Origin of the sequence: Nocardiopsis sp. Huas11 (assembly GCF_003634495.1) — a bacterium.
In the GTDB taxonomy this organism is placed as follows: Bacteria; Actinomycetota; Actinomycetes; order Streptosporangiales; family Streptosporangiaceae; genus Nocardiopsis.
Map to the genome: position 1 here is coordinate 570,336 of NZ_RBKY01000001.1, position 15,823 is coordinate 586,158.

9 protein-coding genes and 1 tRNA gene are annotated in these 15,823 nt (G+C 65.5%); 2 read left to right on the plus strand and 8 right to left on the minus strand.

From position 1 onward, the window contains the following. Positions 1 to 108: 108 nt before the first annotated feature. The gene (locus tag DFP74_RS02495; RefSeq protein WP_121180216.1) at positions 109 to 624 is read left to right on the plus strand and encodes a hypothetical protein; all 516 of its coding nucleotides are present in this window, start codon (positions 109 to 111) and stop codon (positions 622 to 624) included. A gap of 54 nt (positions 625 to 678) precedes the next feature. Here DFP74_RS02495 and DFP74_RS02500 read toward each other — a convergent pair whose 3' ends face one another. Continuing rightward, positions 679 to 1,563, minus strand: a complete 885-nt coding sequence (locus DFP74_RS02500) for a cobalamin biosynthesis protein (RefSeq protein WP_233571291.1) — start codon at positions 1,561 to 1,563, stop codon at positions 679 to 681. 554 nt (positions 1,564 to 2,117) lie between these two features. Between DFP74_RS02500 and DFP74_RS02505 the strand changes: the two genes are divergently transcribed. Continuing rightward, positions 2,118 to 2,193 (plus strand) — tRNA-Arg (locus DFP74_RS02505). Positions 2,194 to 2,496: 303 nt separating this feature from the next. Here the strand turns inward: DFP74_RS02505 and DFP74_RS33230 are convergent. The 7 genes from DFP74_RS33230 to DFP74_RS02540 all read right to left on the minus strand — a co-directional run bounded on the left by DFP74_RS33230 (position 2,497) and on the right by DFP74_RS02540 (position 15,073). Further along, positions 2,497 to 3,651 carry a hypothetical protein gene (locus tag DFP74_RS33230; RefSeq protein WP_147453800.1) on the minus strand — a complete coding sequence of 385 codons (1,155 nt, stop codon included), beginning with the start codon at positions 3,649 to 3,651 and terminating at the stop codon, positions 2,497 to 2,499. Further along, positions 3,648 to 8,858 (minus strand): NACHT domain-containing protein, encoded by a 5,211-nt coding sequence (locus DFP74_RS02515; protein ID WP_121180219.1) that lies wholly within the window; start codon positions 8,856 to 8,858, stop codon positions 3,648 to 3,650. Before DFP74_RS02515 ends, DFP74_RS33230 begins: the two co-directional genes overlap by 4 nt. Before the next feature lie 296 nt (positions 8,859 to 9,154). After that, positions 9,155 to 9,814, minus strand: a complete 660-nt coding sequence (locus tag DFP74_RS33235; protein WP_147453801.1) for a hypothetical protein — start codon at positions 9,812 to 9,814, stop codon at positions 9,155 to 9,157. A 283-nt stretch (positions 9,815 to 10,097) separates the two neighbouring features. After that, positions 10,098 to 11,585 carry a tyrosine-type recombinase/integrase gene (locus DFP74_RS02520; protein WP_121180220.1) on the minus strand — a complete coding sequence of 496 codons (1,488 nt, stop codon included), beginning with the start codon at positions 11,583 to 11,585 and terminating at the stop codon, positions 10,098 to 10,100. A gap of 1,048 nt (positions 11,586 to 12,633) precedes the next feature. Further along, the gene (locus DFP74_RS34150) at positions 12,634 to 12,825 is read right to left on the minus strand and encodes a hypothetical protein (protein WP_233570767.1); all 192 of its coding nucleotides are present in this window, start codon (positions 12,823 to 12,825) and stop codon (positions 12,634 to 12,636) included. Positions 12,826 to 12,893: 68 nt separating this feature from the next. Further along, positions 12,894 to 13,586, minus strand: a complete 693-nt coding sequence (locus DFP74_RS02535) for a winged helix-turn-helix domain-containing protein (RefSeq protein ID WP_121180221.1) — start codon at positions 13,584 to 13,586, stop codon at positions 12,894 to 12,896. A gap of 1,265 nt (positions 13,587 to 14,851) precedes the next feature. Beyond that, on the minus strand, positions 14,852 to 15,073 hold the full coding sequence (locus DFP74_RS02540; protein ID WP_121180222.1) for a hypothetical protein: 222 nt from the start codon (positions 15,071 to 15,073) through the stop codon (positions 14,852 to 14,854). Between the last annotated feature and the right edge of the window lie 750 nt (positions 15,074 to 15,823).

Genomic DNA, 15,823 nt, shown 5'->3' on the forward strand with positions numbered 1-15,823 from the left:
GCCACATCCGGCCACAACTTCGGCGCCGCACCCGGCCCAACTGGAAGGGCGCGCGTGTCCTTTTCCGGTACCGCCCTACAGCTCAAGGCCATTTGACACAATCGGCCCATGAACCAGCACCCCGAACCCTTCCCGGGCCAGGGCGAGCCCTGGCAGCAGCCCGGCGACGGGACCCCCCGCTGGGGCCCTCCCCCCGAGCAGCACTACGGCGGCGCGCTCGAGCCCTACGGCACCGGCGGCTACCAGCCGGCCGGCTACGGCTCACCCGTCCCCGACGAGACGCCGCTCGCCACCATCGGCGACATCGCCATCTCCCAGAGCACGGTGATCACCCCGGCAGGACGCTTCCCCATCAGGGGCACGGTGTGGACGGTCACCGACATGAGTCGCACCGACCGCAGCACGCCGACGTGGGCGGTCATCGCCGCGATCCTCATCTTCTGGTGGACCTGCCTCCTGGGCCTGCTGTTCCTCCTGGTCAAGGACCAGAGGACGACCGGCCACGTCCAGGTGACCGTGCAGGGCCACGGCCACTACCACGCGACCTCCATCCCGGTCAGCAACCCGGGCGCGGCCTTCCACATCAACCAGCAGGTCAACTACGCGCGCGGCCTGGCCGCGTGACCGCCTCGCCCCCGGGCCCACCGCCCGGGGGCGGGCTACCCGTGCCCCTGCGGGCTACCGGCGCCCGCGCGCCACAGCGGACGCCACCGCCAGCGCGCCGACGTTCACCGCCCGGGCCAGCCTGACCGCCCGCCGGATGTCGGCGGTGCCCACCGCGGGGCCCTCCCCCATCACAGGGCGCCGCTCCGTGCGGCCTTGATAGACGTTCACGCCCCCGAGCGTGCGCCCCAGAGCTCCGGCGAAAGCGGCTTCGCACTGCCCGGCGTTGGGACTGGGGTGCCGGTGCCCGTCCCTGCGCCAGACCCGCCAGGCCTGAGCGACATCGCCGCCGACGACCGGCGCGGACAGGACCGCCAACACGGCGGTGAGCCGGGCGGGCCCCCAGCCGGCGATGTCGTCCAGCCGCGCCGAGGCGGCCCCGAAGCGCCGGTATCGCGCGCTCTTGTGCCCGACCATGGCGTCCAGCGTGTTCACCGCGCGGAACCCGGCCAAGCCCCCCGCTCCGGCGAGGGCGCCCCACACCAGCGGGCCCGTCACCGCGTCCGAGGTGTTCTCCGCGACCGACTCCACCACGGCGCGCGCGATCCCGGCCTCGTCCAGCCCCACGGGATCGCGTCCGCACAGGCGCGGCACCAGTGACCGGGCGCCCTCGAGGTCGCCCGACTCCAAGGCCCGGGCGATCCCCTCCGCCTCCCTGGCGAGCATGCTGCCCCCGAGCGCGGTCCAGGTGGCGGCCGCGGTCGCGACCGTGCCCCCGCGCTCGGCCACCGCCCCGAGCGCCACCACGGGAGCGACCGCCGACACCGCGAAGGCGGCGCCCCTGAGCTCGTCGTCCCGGTAGATCCGCCGCTCCCACCACCCGGCGGCACGGCCGAACAGCGCCACGGGATGCCCCCTCGGAGGATCCGGCACCGTCGCGTCGAGCAGGAACCCCGCCATCAAACCCAGACTTCGCACGCCACCACGGTAGCCGCGCCACGAGCGACGCCGGCCGTCCCGGGGGACCCGACCAACTATGGATTATTACTCTGAGTAGTTATTTCATACACTCAGAGTAATCGCATCTCACGGGAGGCACACGTGCTCCACATGTTGGCCGCCATCCTGGTCTTCGCAGGTCAGTGGTGGTTCTTCTGAGACACCCACCCCACCCGCCGCCGAGCGGGCCCAACACGCCAGCGGGGCAGCGCAGCACCAGGAGTTAATCACCGGTAACGTGGAGCGCGGGGTCCATAGCGACCGGTTTGGTGGAGCGCGAGTGGTAACGAGAGACAACTACGAGTCACCGTAGTTGGTGAGGCTTTGCCCACCTGTGGGCGAGATCTGACGAATACTCTAGAATGTCTGACCAGTACGCCACTGGCGCCACGGCACGGGGTCCCCCGACCATAGGCCGCACCCCAACCCCCGGCGCTTCCGACATGCGGAAACACGGGCGAACCATGGGTCACGACGAGGTCGCGGCCGGCGACAACGGGCGACAATTGAATCAGGCACCCGTAGCTCAGTGGATAGAGCACCGGACTTCTAATCCGATGGCCGCAGGTTCGAATCCTGCCGGGTGCGCCACAAAACCCCAGGTCAGACGGGGTGCGCGAGGATCTCGGAAGAGGTCCTCGCGGCGTTTTCGGGGCTTGTGTGCTCCTCGTGTGCTCCCCAGTACGAGGTGAGTGCAGGTGGGGGTCGACCTCCCGGAGCACTTTGCCGGACCACGACCGCGTGGTCCCGCCTGGGGACACCCCACGTCCGCTCCCGAAACGGACAGACTGGCGGGCACGGCCCCACACTGCGGCGTCCGCCCCAAAACCCCGCTTTCCTCCCCGAGGACCATTTCGGCGCGGCCACCGTCCCCACGGCCCCTCGCCATCAAACTCAGTACATGCCATTGTCTTCGCGCTCGATAGGCCGCACGGCGATACCCGACTGGATGTTGTCCTTGCCAAGCGCGGCTTCGAGACGTTCGTACTGGTCTGGACGAATGATGAGGTCCGTACCCTGAACCGCCGGTGTGAGAGGGCTGTAGCTGCCGTCATGGATGAGAAACCCGCGCCAGTTGCGTCCCACCAGAGCGGGACCTTGACCGTCGACGAGGCAGTGTCGAACTGTCGGCGACTCTGGGCGCAGGTCGAGAAACGCCACGACCTCGAGTCGAGGCACGAGAGTGAAGGGGTGGAGTCCGACACCACGGTCGCGGTTGGGCGCGCCCCGTTGGTCTTGGTAGTTAGCCAACGCGGTCAGTGGTCCTTCGAAGTCCTCCAAGATCTCCGCGGCGAAGGCTTGGTCGATGCCTGGGAGTAGGTGGTCGTAGGTGGTCAACCAGATGTTCGGCGGGTTGGTGCCAGCCGGCATCGAGCCCGAAGGAACGGACCCGTCGATGACCTCAAGGCCCGTGGAGATGAGCAGTTGGCGACTTGGTTGTTCGGGATGGGTGGTGGCGAAAGTGGCTTGGCGTTCAAACATTCCGAGTTGAACCCAGTCGCTGTATGGGTTCTCTGCGACACGGACCGGATCTGCGTCTGGTCCGGTCAGGCGGCGGGTGCCCTCCAGGTCGACCGCAGTTGGTGGCGGCCACTCATCCTCGTTGTCCTGCCAAGGGATGGGAGTGAGGGAACGGGTGAGCCGGTGGTGTCGGGTCGCAGGGCGTGGAACTCGAGACGATTCTTGGAGGAGTGCCCACCTGGATGACGGGGCCAGCGCGAAGGCGTACGTGGCCTCGAAGCCGCGGGCGTCGGGCGCCAAAAAACTTTCCCGGGCACGTGCCGCTCTGATACCAGCTGCTACCTGTTGGAGGGCGTTCTCTGGTTCTTCTTCGTCATTGAAGTAGGCGTCGGGGATGCGTTGCGACGACGGTGTGCGCAGCTGGTCGATCTGTTCACTACAGCGCTGCTTCATGGTTTCAACTTGCTCGACCAGACTTTGCACGACAGCTTCGCGCACTCCCGGCGGGTTGCGCGCATCGTTGAGCCGATCCTCGAGGAAGAGCTTGACGAGTCCCTCGGCGTGCCCGCGTGGGCTGTTCCAGTTCATTCTGCTTCTTCTTCGTGCGCTTGGACGAGGGCATGGAATGCAGCGCTGACAGATGGCGCAGGGGTGGTCGCGGGCGGTTCTGGAATACGTCGTCCGTGGATGCTGAGGAGCTGGCCGGCGAACGCTCGGACGGACAGGCGGTCGCTCGTCGCTAGTTGGGTGAGTTCGGCGGCGAGGTCGTCCTCGAGTATGCCTGCGGGGAGGTTGACGCGCACTGCTTCGAGCAGCCATGTGGTGCGACCGGCGTCCAGGTCCTTGGCCAGGATGTATGCGAGTGCGCTTTGGGTGGCCTCGGGGCGGACGGTGAGGAGGAACCCGGCGGCTAGCAGGGCAAGTCGCATCTGCTCCCGTGTGGCCTGACAGATGGTCGCGAGTGCCAAGGTTGCGATTGCAACGTCGAGATCGTCGGCAGAGTCCGGAACTGGCGTCGGGTGATAGACATGCGTGCCAGTTGCGGCAGTCCCGGGGAGGCGGTGACTGATGATGTCGAACGCTGCGTCCCAGCAAGCGGTCGGAGTGCCTCCGGCGCTGATGGTGGGTTGCGCCGCAAATGCCGTGATGAGGCCTTGGCTGCTGCCGTATGAGCCGTATGAGGTGGCGGCTACACGGTTCGTGACCGCCGCCGCGAGGGCTCGCTCGGCGATGTCGGGGTCGAGCTTGTGGGCTTGTTCCCAGAGTCCTCGGCGCTCCTTGCCGGCGAACTGTCGCCAGCCCCCACCGCCTCGGATGCGCTGGTATGCGGTCGCGAGGCAGTAGCTGGCGACCTTGGCAACCGCTGGGTCACCGTCCGCGTAGGCGGCCAGGCCGTGTCCGAGGTCGGAGAAGATGTCGTTGCGGGCGTATATGGAGATCTCGCGAACGACGTCGTCGATGAGTGCGATTCCGACGTCAGGTCCGTCGGCGAGTGTGGCTTCCAGGATGCGGTAGCCAATCGAGTTGGTCGCTGCGTCGATGTCCCAGACGGCTGGCTCGTCCCTGTAGCGCTCGCTGTCGATTGCGTGGGCGATGCTGATGGCTCCTGCCCGTCCAGCGGGAGCCTCGGGGCGTTGGGCTGATACGAGGCTCTTCAGCAGAGCGTTCGGAGCTGGCTTCGGTTCATTCTGCGGGAATGAACTCTTGCGGTCTGTCTCAGATAGCGCTGATCGTGGGTCGAACTCGGGACCACCAAGCTTCAAGACCGCTTGGACGAGCGCCTGGTCTACGGCTGCCTTGGACTGGTCGCTCGCGTGCTGCATCGGCTGGTTGTCGTAGGAGGCGGCGATGCTGTTGGCGAGAACGGCGAGCATCGCGTCGACCCGCTGGCTCGCTCCGCGTTCGGCTGCCAGGCGGGTGAGGACTTCCAGGTCAACCGTTGGTGAGCGCCAGGCAATGCCTGTGGTGAGGCGCAGCGCGGCGAGGACGGCAGGGTCTGCCCTCGAACAGTGCTTCTGCAGCAGATGCGTTTGCGCTGCGTCCGCGCGGGCGTCTTCGAATCCGACGGTGTCGAGATAGAGGTCGGCGGCGCCACGGGCTGCAGCGACCGGGTCGACCGAAGCTGCAATCTCCCACCACTCGATGACGTAATGCGAGGTGTCGCGGCCGTCAGTGTGTTGTCGCACCAGGTAGACCAGATCGACGAGCTTGGCCAGCCGTGCGCGTGCTTCCGAGACGTCTTCAATGTCTTCAATGCTCTCAACGATTTCCGAGAGCGTGGGGTCTTTGTGGCCGCCATAGCTTGCAAGCAGGTCGGCCGCTCGGTTCCAACACTCGCGCGCCTCGCCGATGGCTCCCGCTGCGATGCAGATGCGGGCAGTCTCGAGCTCGAACGCGGCTTGCTGGCTGTACCCGCTGTGGTCGTCGTTGCGGCGTTCGCGGACGATGGCAAGCAGAGCGTGGATCGCGTCGATGCCAACATGGTCGGAGGCCCTGGCGAGGACTGCGAGCAGGTCGTTGGTGATGAGCGGACCGTTCTCGCCGAGACCGAGATTAGTGGTTGTCGTGGTCCCATCGCCTATCGCGATGAGATGGTCAAGCACGGTGTCAAGGTCAGTTGGCTGAACGACGGTGAGGGAGCTTTCGATGACCTGATGGATGAGCGGATGAAGGAAGTACAGGTCGCACGCCCGCGGCTTTCCGGTGAACGGTTTGGCCTCGGCGACGAGGTCGGCCAATGCGACGACCACTGCGGTTGAAGCATCCTCGAGTGATGTCGTACCGGCGCGAACGTCGTCTGCGAGTCCAATCGTTGCAACGGTGTAGCGCAGCCATGCCCGATAGAACCCGACACCTGAAAGTTTGCCGCCAACCTTGACCACGGTTGCCGGGTCGATGGCCTTCGCTAGGGTGAGGAGAGCGTGCCAGTTCTTGACCGCGAGTTCGTTGGCGGTCCTCTCCTTGAGGATGATGTCCGTGGCGGCGTTGAGTTCGGCTTCGAGATCCGTGATTCCTAGTCCCGCAAGTACCTCTGGCGCGGCGATTCCATGAAAGAGATATCCGATGGTGTCGAGCTTCGGGTCGAGGGCCCATGCTTGCCGCGCCAGATCGCGGGGGTCGGGCAGCCCGATGGTTCCGTTGGCGGCGAGGTCGGCCAGGGTCAGGTAGACGACGGCGGCGTCGGCCGGGTCCGTCATCGCAGCTGCAACCTGCGGCATGTACTCCGCGGGCAAGCCTGCAGTGAACGTCTCGACGAGGTCGGTCAGCGACGCCTCAAGATCGCCTTCCAGGTGCTTGGCGATTGTTGGAATGAGGGAAGGGTCGATGTCTTGCCGCTGGGCACGGAGCCGAAGCGCCCCGCGTTGGGCTGCCAGCTGGAGTGTTCCGTCGCGGTCGGAGGAGTAACCGCCCCGCTCTGTCTTCCGGTGCGTCTGCCAGCCCTCGATGTACGCCTTCCAGGGGGCCGCCGCGCCAGCGCGGTCGACAGCGTCGCTGATGCGCAGCCCCCATCTCGGGGGAAAAGTGGGACGACCGTTATAGACGAGGCGTTCGGCGACGACCTCGGCACCGAGGATGTTGACAATGACGTCGGCATACTCGGTGACGGTGTCGGCGAGTGCGTCGTTCTCGTAGGTGTCGATGGCCTTTCGGACTTCGATGCACCTGACCAAGGTCGGCCAGTCTAGGCGTACTTCGGCTTCGCGTGAGACGACACAGAGCGCCTGTTGAAGCGCTTCTGGGGAGTGGAACTGCCTGATTCCGTCTGCAACGAAGCGTGGTCCCACGAGCGCCGTCAGCTGGTCGTACTCGTTGAGGTTCGCGAGAAGGTCGGGAAGATGGCGGAACGCTCGCGAGTCAGCGAGGAAGCCGCGGCCTTCGAGCCACGTCGCGATGCTGCGGCGAATGGCGGTCGCGTTCTCCGGGTCGATTTTGCGAAGGATGTACCGCGAAAAGCTCTCGTGGTGGAGGCGTAGCCCACCGAGCCCTCTCTGAGTGTTGAGAACTGGGGCAAGCGTCCGAAGGGCCGGAATGACGATGGATTTGATAGGCGACCCGAGCAGCTCTGCCAGTTCGTTCGGGGTGAGCGAGAAGTCGCACAGCGCGAGCGTGTCTGTGGCGAAGCGTTGGTCAGCAGTCATCGCCTCACGCATGTAGTCGTAGTACTCATCGACAGTCGTGGCCGTGTCCGGAACCAGTTCTAGGCGATGGATGAGTTCATTGACGGTGAGTGGCGCGGGGTTGTCGTCGAGAGGTGAAGCGCCGACTGCGAGCCGACACAGGTAGGTCGCGTAAAGCGCGTTTCCGTTGGAGCGTTCGTGCACCAATCCGACGATGGTGGCCTCGTCCGAGGAGCCGACAGGTCCGCTGCCGTCCGGAGATTCGAGCAGGCCGTGCTTGGCGGTGAGCGCCTTGATTTCGTCTTGAGACATCGGCGGCATCTGGATGGGTTCGGACGGGGAAGCAGCGGGCTCGAGGTGAGCTCCGGGCTGGCTTGCGATGAGGAGGCAGACGCCTGGGGGGAGGGTGAGGGCGGCGAGCTCCTCGACCAGCAGGCGTGATGGGTCCTTTTTCTGCTTGGTGCTGCGTCCGACGACTCGGTCGACATGGTCGAGGCCGTCCACGACGAGGAGGACTGACTTGTCGGGGTGTGTCTCGCGACACGTCTGTAGTGCCGACTCGAGTGCTTCACGGCTTGTGGCGAACTTGGGGCGCAGGTCTTTGGTCGCCTCAGGGACTGCTTTGCCGATCTGGTCGAGGAGACTGCCGATGACGACTTCGGTTAGGACTCGTTCCGCGAGGTGGTCGTCACTTGAGCCGAGCCAGCAGTGATGGCGTGCGACCACCCAAGCCTTGTCTCGGTAGCGATCTGTCAGCTCTTCGCAGAGCCACGACTTCCCGACGCCGGGTTCGCCTACGACGACGACTCGGCCGCCAGCGGGCGCCGTGCCGTCGATGTGCTTACTGCTCTCTGCCGCTGCGCCGACCCTCGCAACGGCGACCTCAGTTTCGATGGGATGTCCTGCGGTCACAGCTCCGAAGTCGACGCGTAGCCCGAGACGGGGTTCGATGAGGTCGCGTCGGACGACTCCGGTTTCGACTACGCGGGCAGAGGTTGCTGCTTGAACGAGTGCGTAGGCAGCGAACTCGGGGGTGACGTCTATATTAGGGATGCGCCCAGCCCCGAGGTCTTCTCGGACGCGTCGGAGGAGGGAGCGCTCGGCAGATCCGGGATCGACAAAGCTGATAGTTGAGGACGGCGCGCCTGTGTCGACGATGAGACTGTCGCAAGCGCTACGGAGGTCGTCGTCGCTGAGATCCTTGACTAGGTTGGCCCAAGGCTTGTTGGCGCGTAGCGCGGAGGGGTCGAACCGGTACTTCGCGGTCGTGATGCCCGGGAGCGGGTCTGCGACCCTGTCGGCCGGATCAACTGGCTTCAAAACCACTGCAAGTGAGTCGTCGGGTTCTTGATCTCTGACGACAATTCGGTAGGTAGTCTCTGGGAATTTCGCTAGGTCCTCCAGAAGTGAGCTGAAGACCTTGCTGAGCTTCAAGCTCCGGCCGTCTTGGGAGAATGTCTCTTTCGAGAGCTTACGGTCCGTCGTTGTGTGCTTGATCTGCAGACGGAGCCGGACCTCGCCTGCGTACGTGATGTTGACGTCGTCAAACCTGTCTGCTTCGAACCCCTTGGTGTCAACCGTGATGGTCTCCGCAGTGCCTAGGAGGAGATCAACGAGGGCCACTGCGGTGATCAGGTCTTGGTAGAAGTAACCGTGGTGGGTGGGACCGAGACTCATCGCGCTGTTCCTGCCCCTCTACTTCCATTGGCTGGTTCGGTCGTCACGAATTTTCGCTGCGGGCGATGAACGCACGCGCCACAGCCTAAGAGTGAACACGGGCGAGAAGGCGTCGGTGGCCGGCCCGGGCAAAAAATTGCTTGTCGGACCTCCACCGCCGAGGAGGTATCTACGAGTCTTGCGACGCGGAACGGGTGGACCATCACTCTGCTCTTCACTTACCGTCCGATCAACACTCCAAAAATCAGGCCTAAGTAAGAAAGAATCAAACAAAAGAGGATTCGACAGCCAACACCTCAATTCGAGATCCAATTCGCCACCCCGAGAACAACGCCAATCACAACACCAAAAGCGGCCAATATCGCAAAGAGCGTCGTTGCAACATCAAATCGACTCATGCTGTTGCCATCAATTTTCTCAACCAACTTATCTAATGAATCCACCCTAGCTTCAAGCCTAGCAATCGATCCCACCGCCAAGACATCAGGCGAACCCGCATCTAGCGCGAAGGTCTCGCGATTTATTCGACTAGACAACTCTTCTTCTTTTCGCTCATGATCATCCAGAACCTTAAGTAGCTGCCCCCTTATGGACTCATCAGAAACCTTCTCAATGACCTCATTTCGAAATTCGTGAATCTGCTCCACGGGGCGAATTTCTTTAATTCTATCTAGAATAACAGCCTTGCACTCAAGGAGTGTCGGAACAATTCCGATCTCCATGTGACTCTCGGATTTAGACAGCACGATAACCGCACCAGCCTCAGCCGTCACCATGATCTTCATCACACCGAATGAGGCGGGATTTGTCAATGCCTCATTAACCTTCACAAGAGAAGCCTGGAGCTCATCAAGACCCTGGCTACTTATCTGATCAATCGTGAGATTAAGACGTTCAAGAATTGGTTCAAAAAATGAAAAGGAAAGACTTTTCATTTGAACAGAGAGTGACTTCATGCCATTAGGATTAGAACTCATTGCGGTAGGCTCCTATCCAAATTTAACATTATATTCCCCAATAATACCCCAATACGGAGCTCCTGACACTGCCAATCCTTGATGGGAAAGTCATTAAGAGTAGTCCCATTGAAGCCAAATGGAATTAGAACCGACCATAGGACCTTTGATCCGATCGGCACCACCTCCGGGTGCGAGGAAACCCCAGGCCAGAACGGGTGAACCCGTTACCTGACCTGGGGTCGACGGCGCCGTGTGGCTCCTGGTGTGCTCGCCGGTCCGGCTACGGCACCTGCGTCTTCACCCGAACCGGCCCGCCTCGCAGGAGCGCCGCCGTGGCCTCCGCCGCCGCTTTGGCCACGTCCGGGAACACGGTCTGGTAGGTGTCCTGGGTGAAGTGGGTCGTGGCGTGGCCGAGCTCTGCCGAGACCACCTTCACGTCCGTGCCGGCCGCCAGGCTGAGCGAGGCGGCCCCGTGGCGCAGCCCGTGCAGCGTGATCGGCGGAAGCCCCGCCGCCCGGGAGATGCGCAGGAACCAGTCACTGACCTGCGCCGGATGCCACGGCGAACCGTCCTGGCGGGTGAACACCAGCCCGCTGTCCACCCACTCCTTCCCCGCCTTGAGGCGCGCCTCGTTCTGGAACCGCTTCCAGGCCCGCAGCACCCTCACCGTGTCGGCGTCCAGGGTGATGGTGCGCTGACCCGCCGCGCTCTTCGGGGTCGAGGTGACGGTTTCCCACGCGAGTTGGACCACCTGGATGCGGATGTCGACCTGCCCGTCGGTCAGCCGGGTGTTGGACCAGGGCAGCCCGACCGCTTCACCGCGTCGGAGTCCTTTGGCGGCGATCAGGTGGAACAGCGGATACAGCCACCGGTACTTCTTCGCGTGTTCGAGGAAGGCGCGGGTCTGGTCGGGCGCCCAGACCATCACCTCGCCCGGCACGGTGCCGTCCGCCTTCCACTGGCGCACCCGGTCCGGTGTCCAGGCCAAAGGTTTCTTCCTCGGACACGAAGGCAACCGGGCGTGGGAAGCGACGTTCACCGTCACCGCCACCTCCGGATTGCGCACCGCGTCCGTCAACGCACTGCGCAGCGTGGCGCGGATCCGGTGCTTGGTGGACAGCGAGATCACCCGCTGCCCGCGCACCGACGCGCTCACCCTGGGGTCGTCGGACTCGCGGCACTCCAAGATGCGGGTGTTGGCCTCCTCAATCTGGGCGAACATCGTCTCGACGTGGCGGGCCTGGAGCTTGTCCAACCGCAGCCGGCCCAGATGCGGGACGAGGTACTTGCGGATATGCCCTGCGTAGGAGGCCCGGGTCCCCTCCGCGAGGTCGGGTTTGCCGTCCAACCACTCGGCCAGCCACGCGGCAACGGTGGGTGGTTCGGTGCGCACGTCCACCGACATCGCGACCCTCCGGCGTACCTCCTCCACCTCCGGGAGCGGGCGGCGCTGCTTCAACGCCTTCTGCACCAGATCCGCGATCTGGGCCTCGACCACCGGGTCCTTCTCCGCCAGGCCGATCAGCGCCTTAACATGGTCCAACCCTTCCCGGGCCTGGTCGTGGGAGGCGAGCCCGACCCGCCGGGCCTGACGGCGCCCACCCTGCAAGGTCAAAGGGAGCTCGTACTGGAACGCCCACGCCCCATGCGCTGGGTTCCAGCCGCCACCGCTCCTTTTCAGCTTCGGGCACTTCACCCCCAACGCCTTCCCGGTCTCCTCGTCACGGCACCCGCACCGTTTGAACGTGGACCCCTCACGCGATGCCATCTACGACCTCACCTCCGTGTTGTTGCCACGCGCCCCGCACCCACACCCGCCGCCCACCGGCAACCCGAGGTAAGCGAGCACCCCGGCGGTGGGGACCACCCACGTCCTTCCGGCCCGATGGACGGGAACGGGGAAGGCCCCTTGGCGGAGGAGCCGGTAGGTGGTGGTCCGCCCGGTGCCGAGCATCCGCCCGACTCTCACCGGGTCCAGCACCACCGGCAGCGAGCCGACCTCGTCCAGCGTGACCGCAGCAGTTTCCTTCACCTGGCCCACCTCCCCACCCTGGTTGACGTGCACGGATGCGTTGCGCGGCCCCGCATCTGTCGGGGCACCACGCATCCACGCTCGACCTCGTCGAGGTGGTCAAGCGGATTCGACGCAGGGCCCACCGGATTCACCGAGAACCTCAGCCCCGTGCCCGTTTGGTAGGGATTCGCTCCAGATCCGCCACACACCCATCCAGCACGGGAACCGGGGCTGCCCTGGCCCGGCCCGTCAGACGGCCCGACCGCCCCGGCCAGCGTGTCCTGGGGTGATGGGCCGGTCACGGCCGGTGGGGCCAACGTCGTTGCGCTGGTGGCCCCACATGCCCCAGGCCAGGGCCCCGGGCACGGCGGCAGGAGCAGCCCCACGCGGTGCTCCGGACGGCCCCGGCCCGTGGGACTGTTCGCTGGCCAGGGTTGTAGGGCCAGGTGGAGGTGGATGGGTCTCATCACCGGCGGACCTCTTCCTCGTGTCGTCGTCTCGCCCTGATGAACCCTGAAGAAGACCTCCCCACAGCGAATGCGACATCGACATCCGTGAAGCCCCAGCACCCGTCCGGCCGCGCGTGCGGCCGGACGGGTGCTGGCGAGGTTAGTCAGGGTTAGTTGTCAGGGGTGCAGGCGAGCCGGACGCACGGGCAGCCGGGCCGTTGCATGAAGTCGCGTACCCGTGGCGGGAGCGGTAGGGCGATCACGGTGGCGAGGTGGTCCAGGGGCAGGCCGTAGCAGCACCGGCCCGTGTCGGCGTCGTGTACCGACAGGTGGTGGCCGCATTCGCACCTGGCCTAGGCGGACGGGTCGCGGTAGTGGGCCAGGCCCGGCCAGTCGCCGTCTATGTAGTAGCGCTGGATCAGTCGCCCGAGCCGGTTGATCACCCCGACCACGGCCGCCGTTGCGGTCAGCGCGGCCAGGACCAGGGCGTACCCCCACTCCACATAGCCCGGCTCGGCTCCGCGCAGCATAAGGTCGAACATCATACCCTCCCAGGGTATTTGCGAAGTGGGGGTGTGGGTTGGCGTACGCCCACACCCCCTGGGGGCGGGTGTTAGTTGGCGTTCGGGGCCGTGGCCTTGGTGGTGCGGTAGCGGCGGGGCCGCTCGCGGGTCAACGCGGCCGCCCCCTCGGCCACCAGGCGGGCGAGGTTGTTCTGGACGGCTCCGATCGACCGCCCCTGGAGGAGGTGGCTGATCTGGGTCGCCCCGAACTCCAGGGCCGGGTCGCTGTCGAGGATCGCCTGGACCATCAGCTTCAGCTCGCCCGGGGCGAGCCGGTTCGTACCGCTGACCGGGTTGACCGCCCCGGCCTCGCCCCCGCCGAGCCGGTGGGCGGCCACCAGAGCGACCGCGGGACGCTGGGGCGAGATCGGCACGGGTGCCTCCGACCTAGTCACGGCCGGAGCCGTGGGGGTGGTCGGGGCCTCGTCGGCGTCGAACTCGTCGGGGCCAGCGCCGGTGTCGTGGTGGCCGTCCTCGGGCTCGGTGCCCGGGGCCAGGTCAGTGCCCGTGGTGGTCGAGGTGGACAGCGTCCAGTGGTCGGGCAGGCGCCGCCTGCCCTCACGGCCGCCCGGGGTCCGGGTAGCGGCGCCTTCCTTCTCCAGGCTGTTGAGGTGCTTGGTGATGGTCGAGCGGCCCATTTCGACGGCCTCGGCCAGTTCGGTGACGCAGACCGGTTCGGTGAACATGCCCAGCGCGGCCAGGATGCGCTCGCGGGTGTGGGTGGCCGAGCGGTGCGAGGTCATAGCGGCAGTCCTTAAGGTTGTGGGTGATGGCTCGCGTCCTCGGAAGCGGAATGGCTTGTCGCGACGGGACTGGGCGCGAGCGGTTGCGGGTTGGCTCCGGGGAGGTCGGTGTTCGCGCACCGCCCGCCCGGGGGCCGGGCTACGAGCTCGTCTGGTTGAGGACCGTGCGGGCACAGTGGGCGCGGGGGTGGAGCCTTACGTCCCCGAGCCGGTCGCGGTGGCGGGTTGGCGCCCACCTGGCCGGGCCGCGAATGGCGCGCGTAGAACTCATGGAATAACCCCTTACTTTTTCCGTCTTTCTCTGTGGCGGTCCGCAGGTTCACTTGGGGTTGTGTTTTTGTCAACCCGTCGCGTCAACCCGTTTACCGCTCATTCCTGAAACCGGATCTCCGGCTCGGGAGCGATCCAAGAGGAACTTGGTTGAGGCGAGCTTGTCAAACCGTGGCGCGAGGTTTTTTCGCTGCGCTGTTCACGGGGCCGGGCCGGGTGATCATGTTTTCCGTGAACGGCACGGTTCTGGGTGATCACCTCCGCGCATGAATAAGGATGGAGCTGGTCATCCTTCATGCATGGGACAGGTAAGGGGTGAGGGGGAGGGAAGGGGGCGGCCAGGCATGGGACTGATGAGCCAGGGGCGGGGCGGCCGGTGTCCGCCCTGGGTTGGGGGCCGCCCGCCCCCTACGTGAGATGACGACCTACTAGGTATTCAGTCGGGACACCCATAGGAGTAGGTGAGAACGCCCTGACCTGCGGTGAGAACAGGGTGGGGGTACTCCGTACTAAGGGGAGTAGGGCACGGAGTACTCTCACCGCACCTGCTCACACCACGATGAGCACCTCGGAGCGATCGCCGACGGCGCGCACAGCGAATGGCGGTGGGGCGCGTGGTCGCGGCCCGTCCGCCCGTCGACTTTCCCCTCGGCGATGAACGTCACTGGAAATATCGCACCGAAATGAGAGATTCAGCGGTTCGAGGTGACACCCCCCGCACCGCTCTCGCACTGTCCACACGAGCCAACTCCTGGATCATCGACAAGTACCCGTGGAGTTATTCGCTTGTTTCAGCCACCAGTCACATAAGGAGACCTTCGTTGACTTTTGCCAGACATCTCAAATGGGTTCCGCCATGGCACTGGAACTCGGTGCGCCTCACGGGTTGTCGCTGCGTTTCTCGATCTCGCGAAGTCAGCCGCTGCGCGTGCCGAACACGACAGGGGTGGTAACGCCGTATATGCGGCGTCACCACCCCGAGGAGCTGCCTGAGGTCAGCCGGTCAGGGCCTGCCACTGGCGGACCAGGCGGGCCAGCTCGTCGAACTCGCCCGCCTCATCGCCTGAGCTGGCAGGGACGGGCGCCGCCCGGTGTCGGCCACCGCCCCTGGGCTCCCTGTGAACCGCCCTCTGTGGCGCTCGTTCGCGCAGGCGGGCCACGTGCTCCTCGTGCCTGACCAGATAGGGGCGCACCGCCCTGATCCCGGTGTCGTCCACACACCAACCGCGCTCAACGCCCCTGGACCTGCGGGACGCGGGAGCCACTCCTGTCTCCGGGCTGGCGTTGTCGAAGGCGTGCGCCCATGAAGTGGAGTGCTGGCTGCTCACCGCGCGGTAGTTCGAGATCCATCCCGGCTCATCGGCCGCCCTGGCGTGAGCGGGCGGGCGTGAAGTGGGTACCCGTTCGGCCACAGGCGCCCCGCTGTGGCGCTGAGGGCGGGTATCGCGGGGTGCTTGTCCCTTGGCACGCCGACGGGCCGTCTGCGGGCGAGAGAGCACGAGGGACAGGAACGCGGCGAGCCACCACCGTGCTCGACTGCCCTTCCCTCGTCGACGCCTGCGGTGCCTTCCCATAGACTCGGCCATGGTTACCTCCTGAATTGAGCAGGTGGGAATCACGCCCCGGACCGGTGTTCGCCGCACCGGCCGGGGCACCTTTCTTTACACGTCGGTTCCTAGAGCGCGGGGTTTCGTGTTCGCCTCGTCCTTGAACGGGATGGGGCGGGTGTCCATGGCCCCGGGTTCGTACACACCCGGAGCTGCGCTTCCTCGCCCCATCCGCCGCAGGAGTCGGCGTTCGTTCAACCCGCCTCCAGGCAGGTCACGCCAGGTAGACCGGGCCACGGGCGCGGGTGCTGGAGCCTGTTCCCCGACCGCCCGGGAGGTTGACGCCGGGCAGGGAAACGAACGACAAAATGGCCATTTCAGGCATAGGGGGAACTCCGGATTCTCGATCACACGGACACG

Coding starts and splice junctions, on each gene's coding strand:
- DFP74_RS02495 (WP_121180216.1), top strand. CDS start 109: ATGAACCAGCACCCCGAACCCTTCCCGGGCCAGGGCGAGCCCTGGCAG.
- DFP74_RS02500 (WP_233571291.1), bottom strand. CDS start 1,563: ATGGCGGGGTTCCTGCTCGACGCGACGGTGCCGGATCCTCCGAGGGGG.
- DFP74_RS33230 (WP_147453800.1), bottom strand. CDS start 3,651: ATGAACTGGAACAGCCCACGCGGGCACGCCGAGGGACTCGTCAAGCTC.
- DFP74_RS02515 (WP_121180219.1), bottom strand. CDS start 8,858: ATGAGTCTCGGTCCCACCCACCACGGTTACTTCTACCAAGACCTGATC.
- DFP74_RS33235 (WP_147453801.1), bottom strand. CDS start 9,814: ATGAAGTCACTCTCTGTTCAAATGAAAAGTCTTTCCTTTTCATTTTTT.
- DFP74_RS02520 (WP_121180220.1), bottom strand. CDS start 11,585: ATGGCATCGCGTGAGGGGTCCACGTTCAAACGGTGCGGGTGCCGTGAC.
- DFP74_RS34150 (WP_233570767.1), bottom strand. CDS start 12,825: ATGATGTTCGACCTTATGCTGCGCGGAGCCGAGCCGGGCTATGTGGAG.
- DFP74_RS02535 (WP_121180221.1), bottom strand. CDS start 13,586: ATGACCTCGCACCGCTCGGCCACCCACACCCGCGAGCGCATCCTGGCC.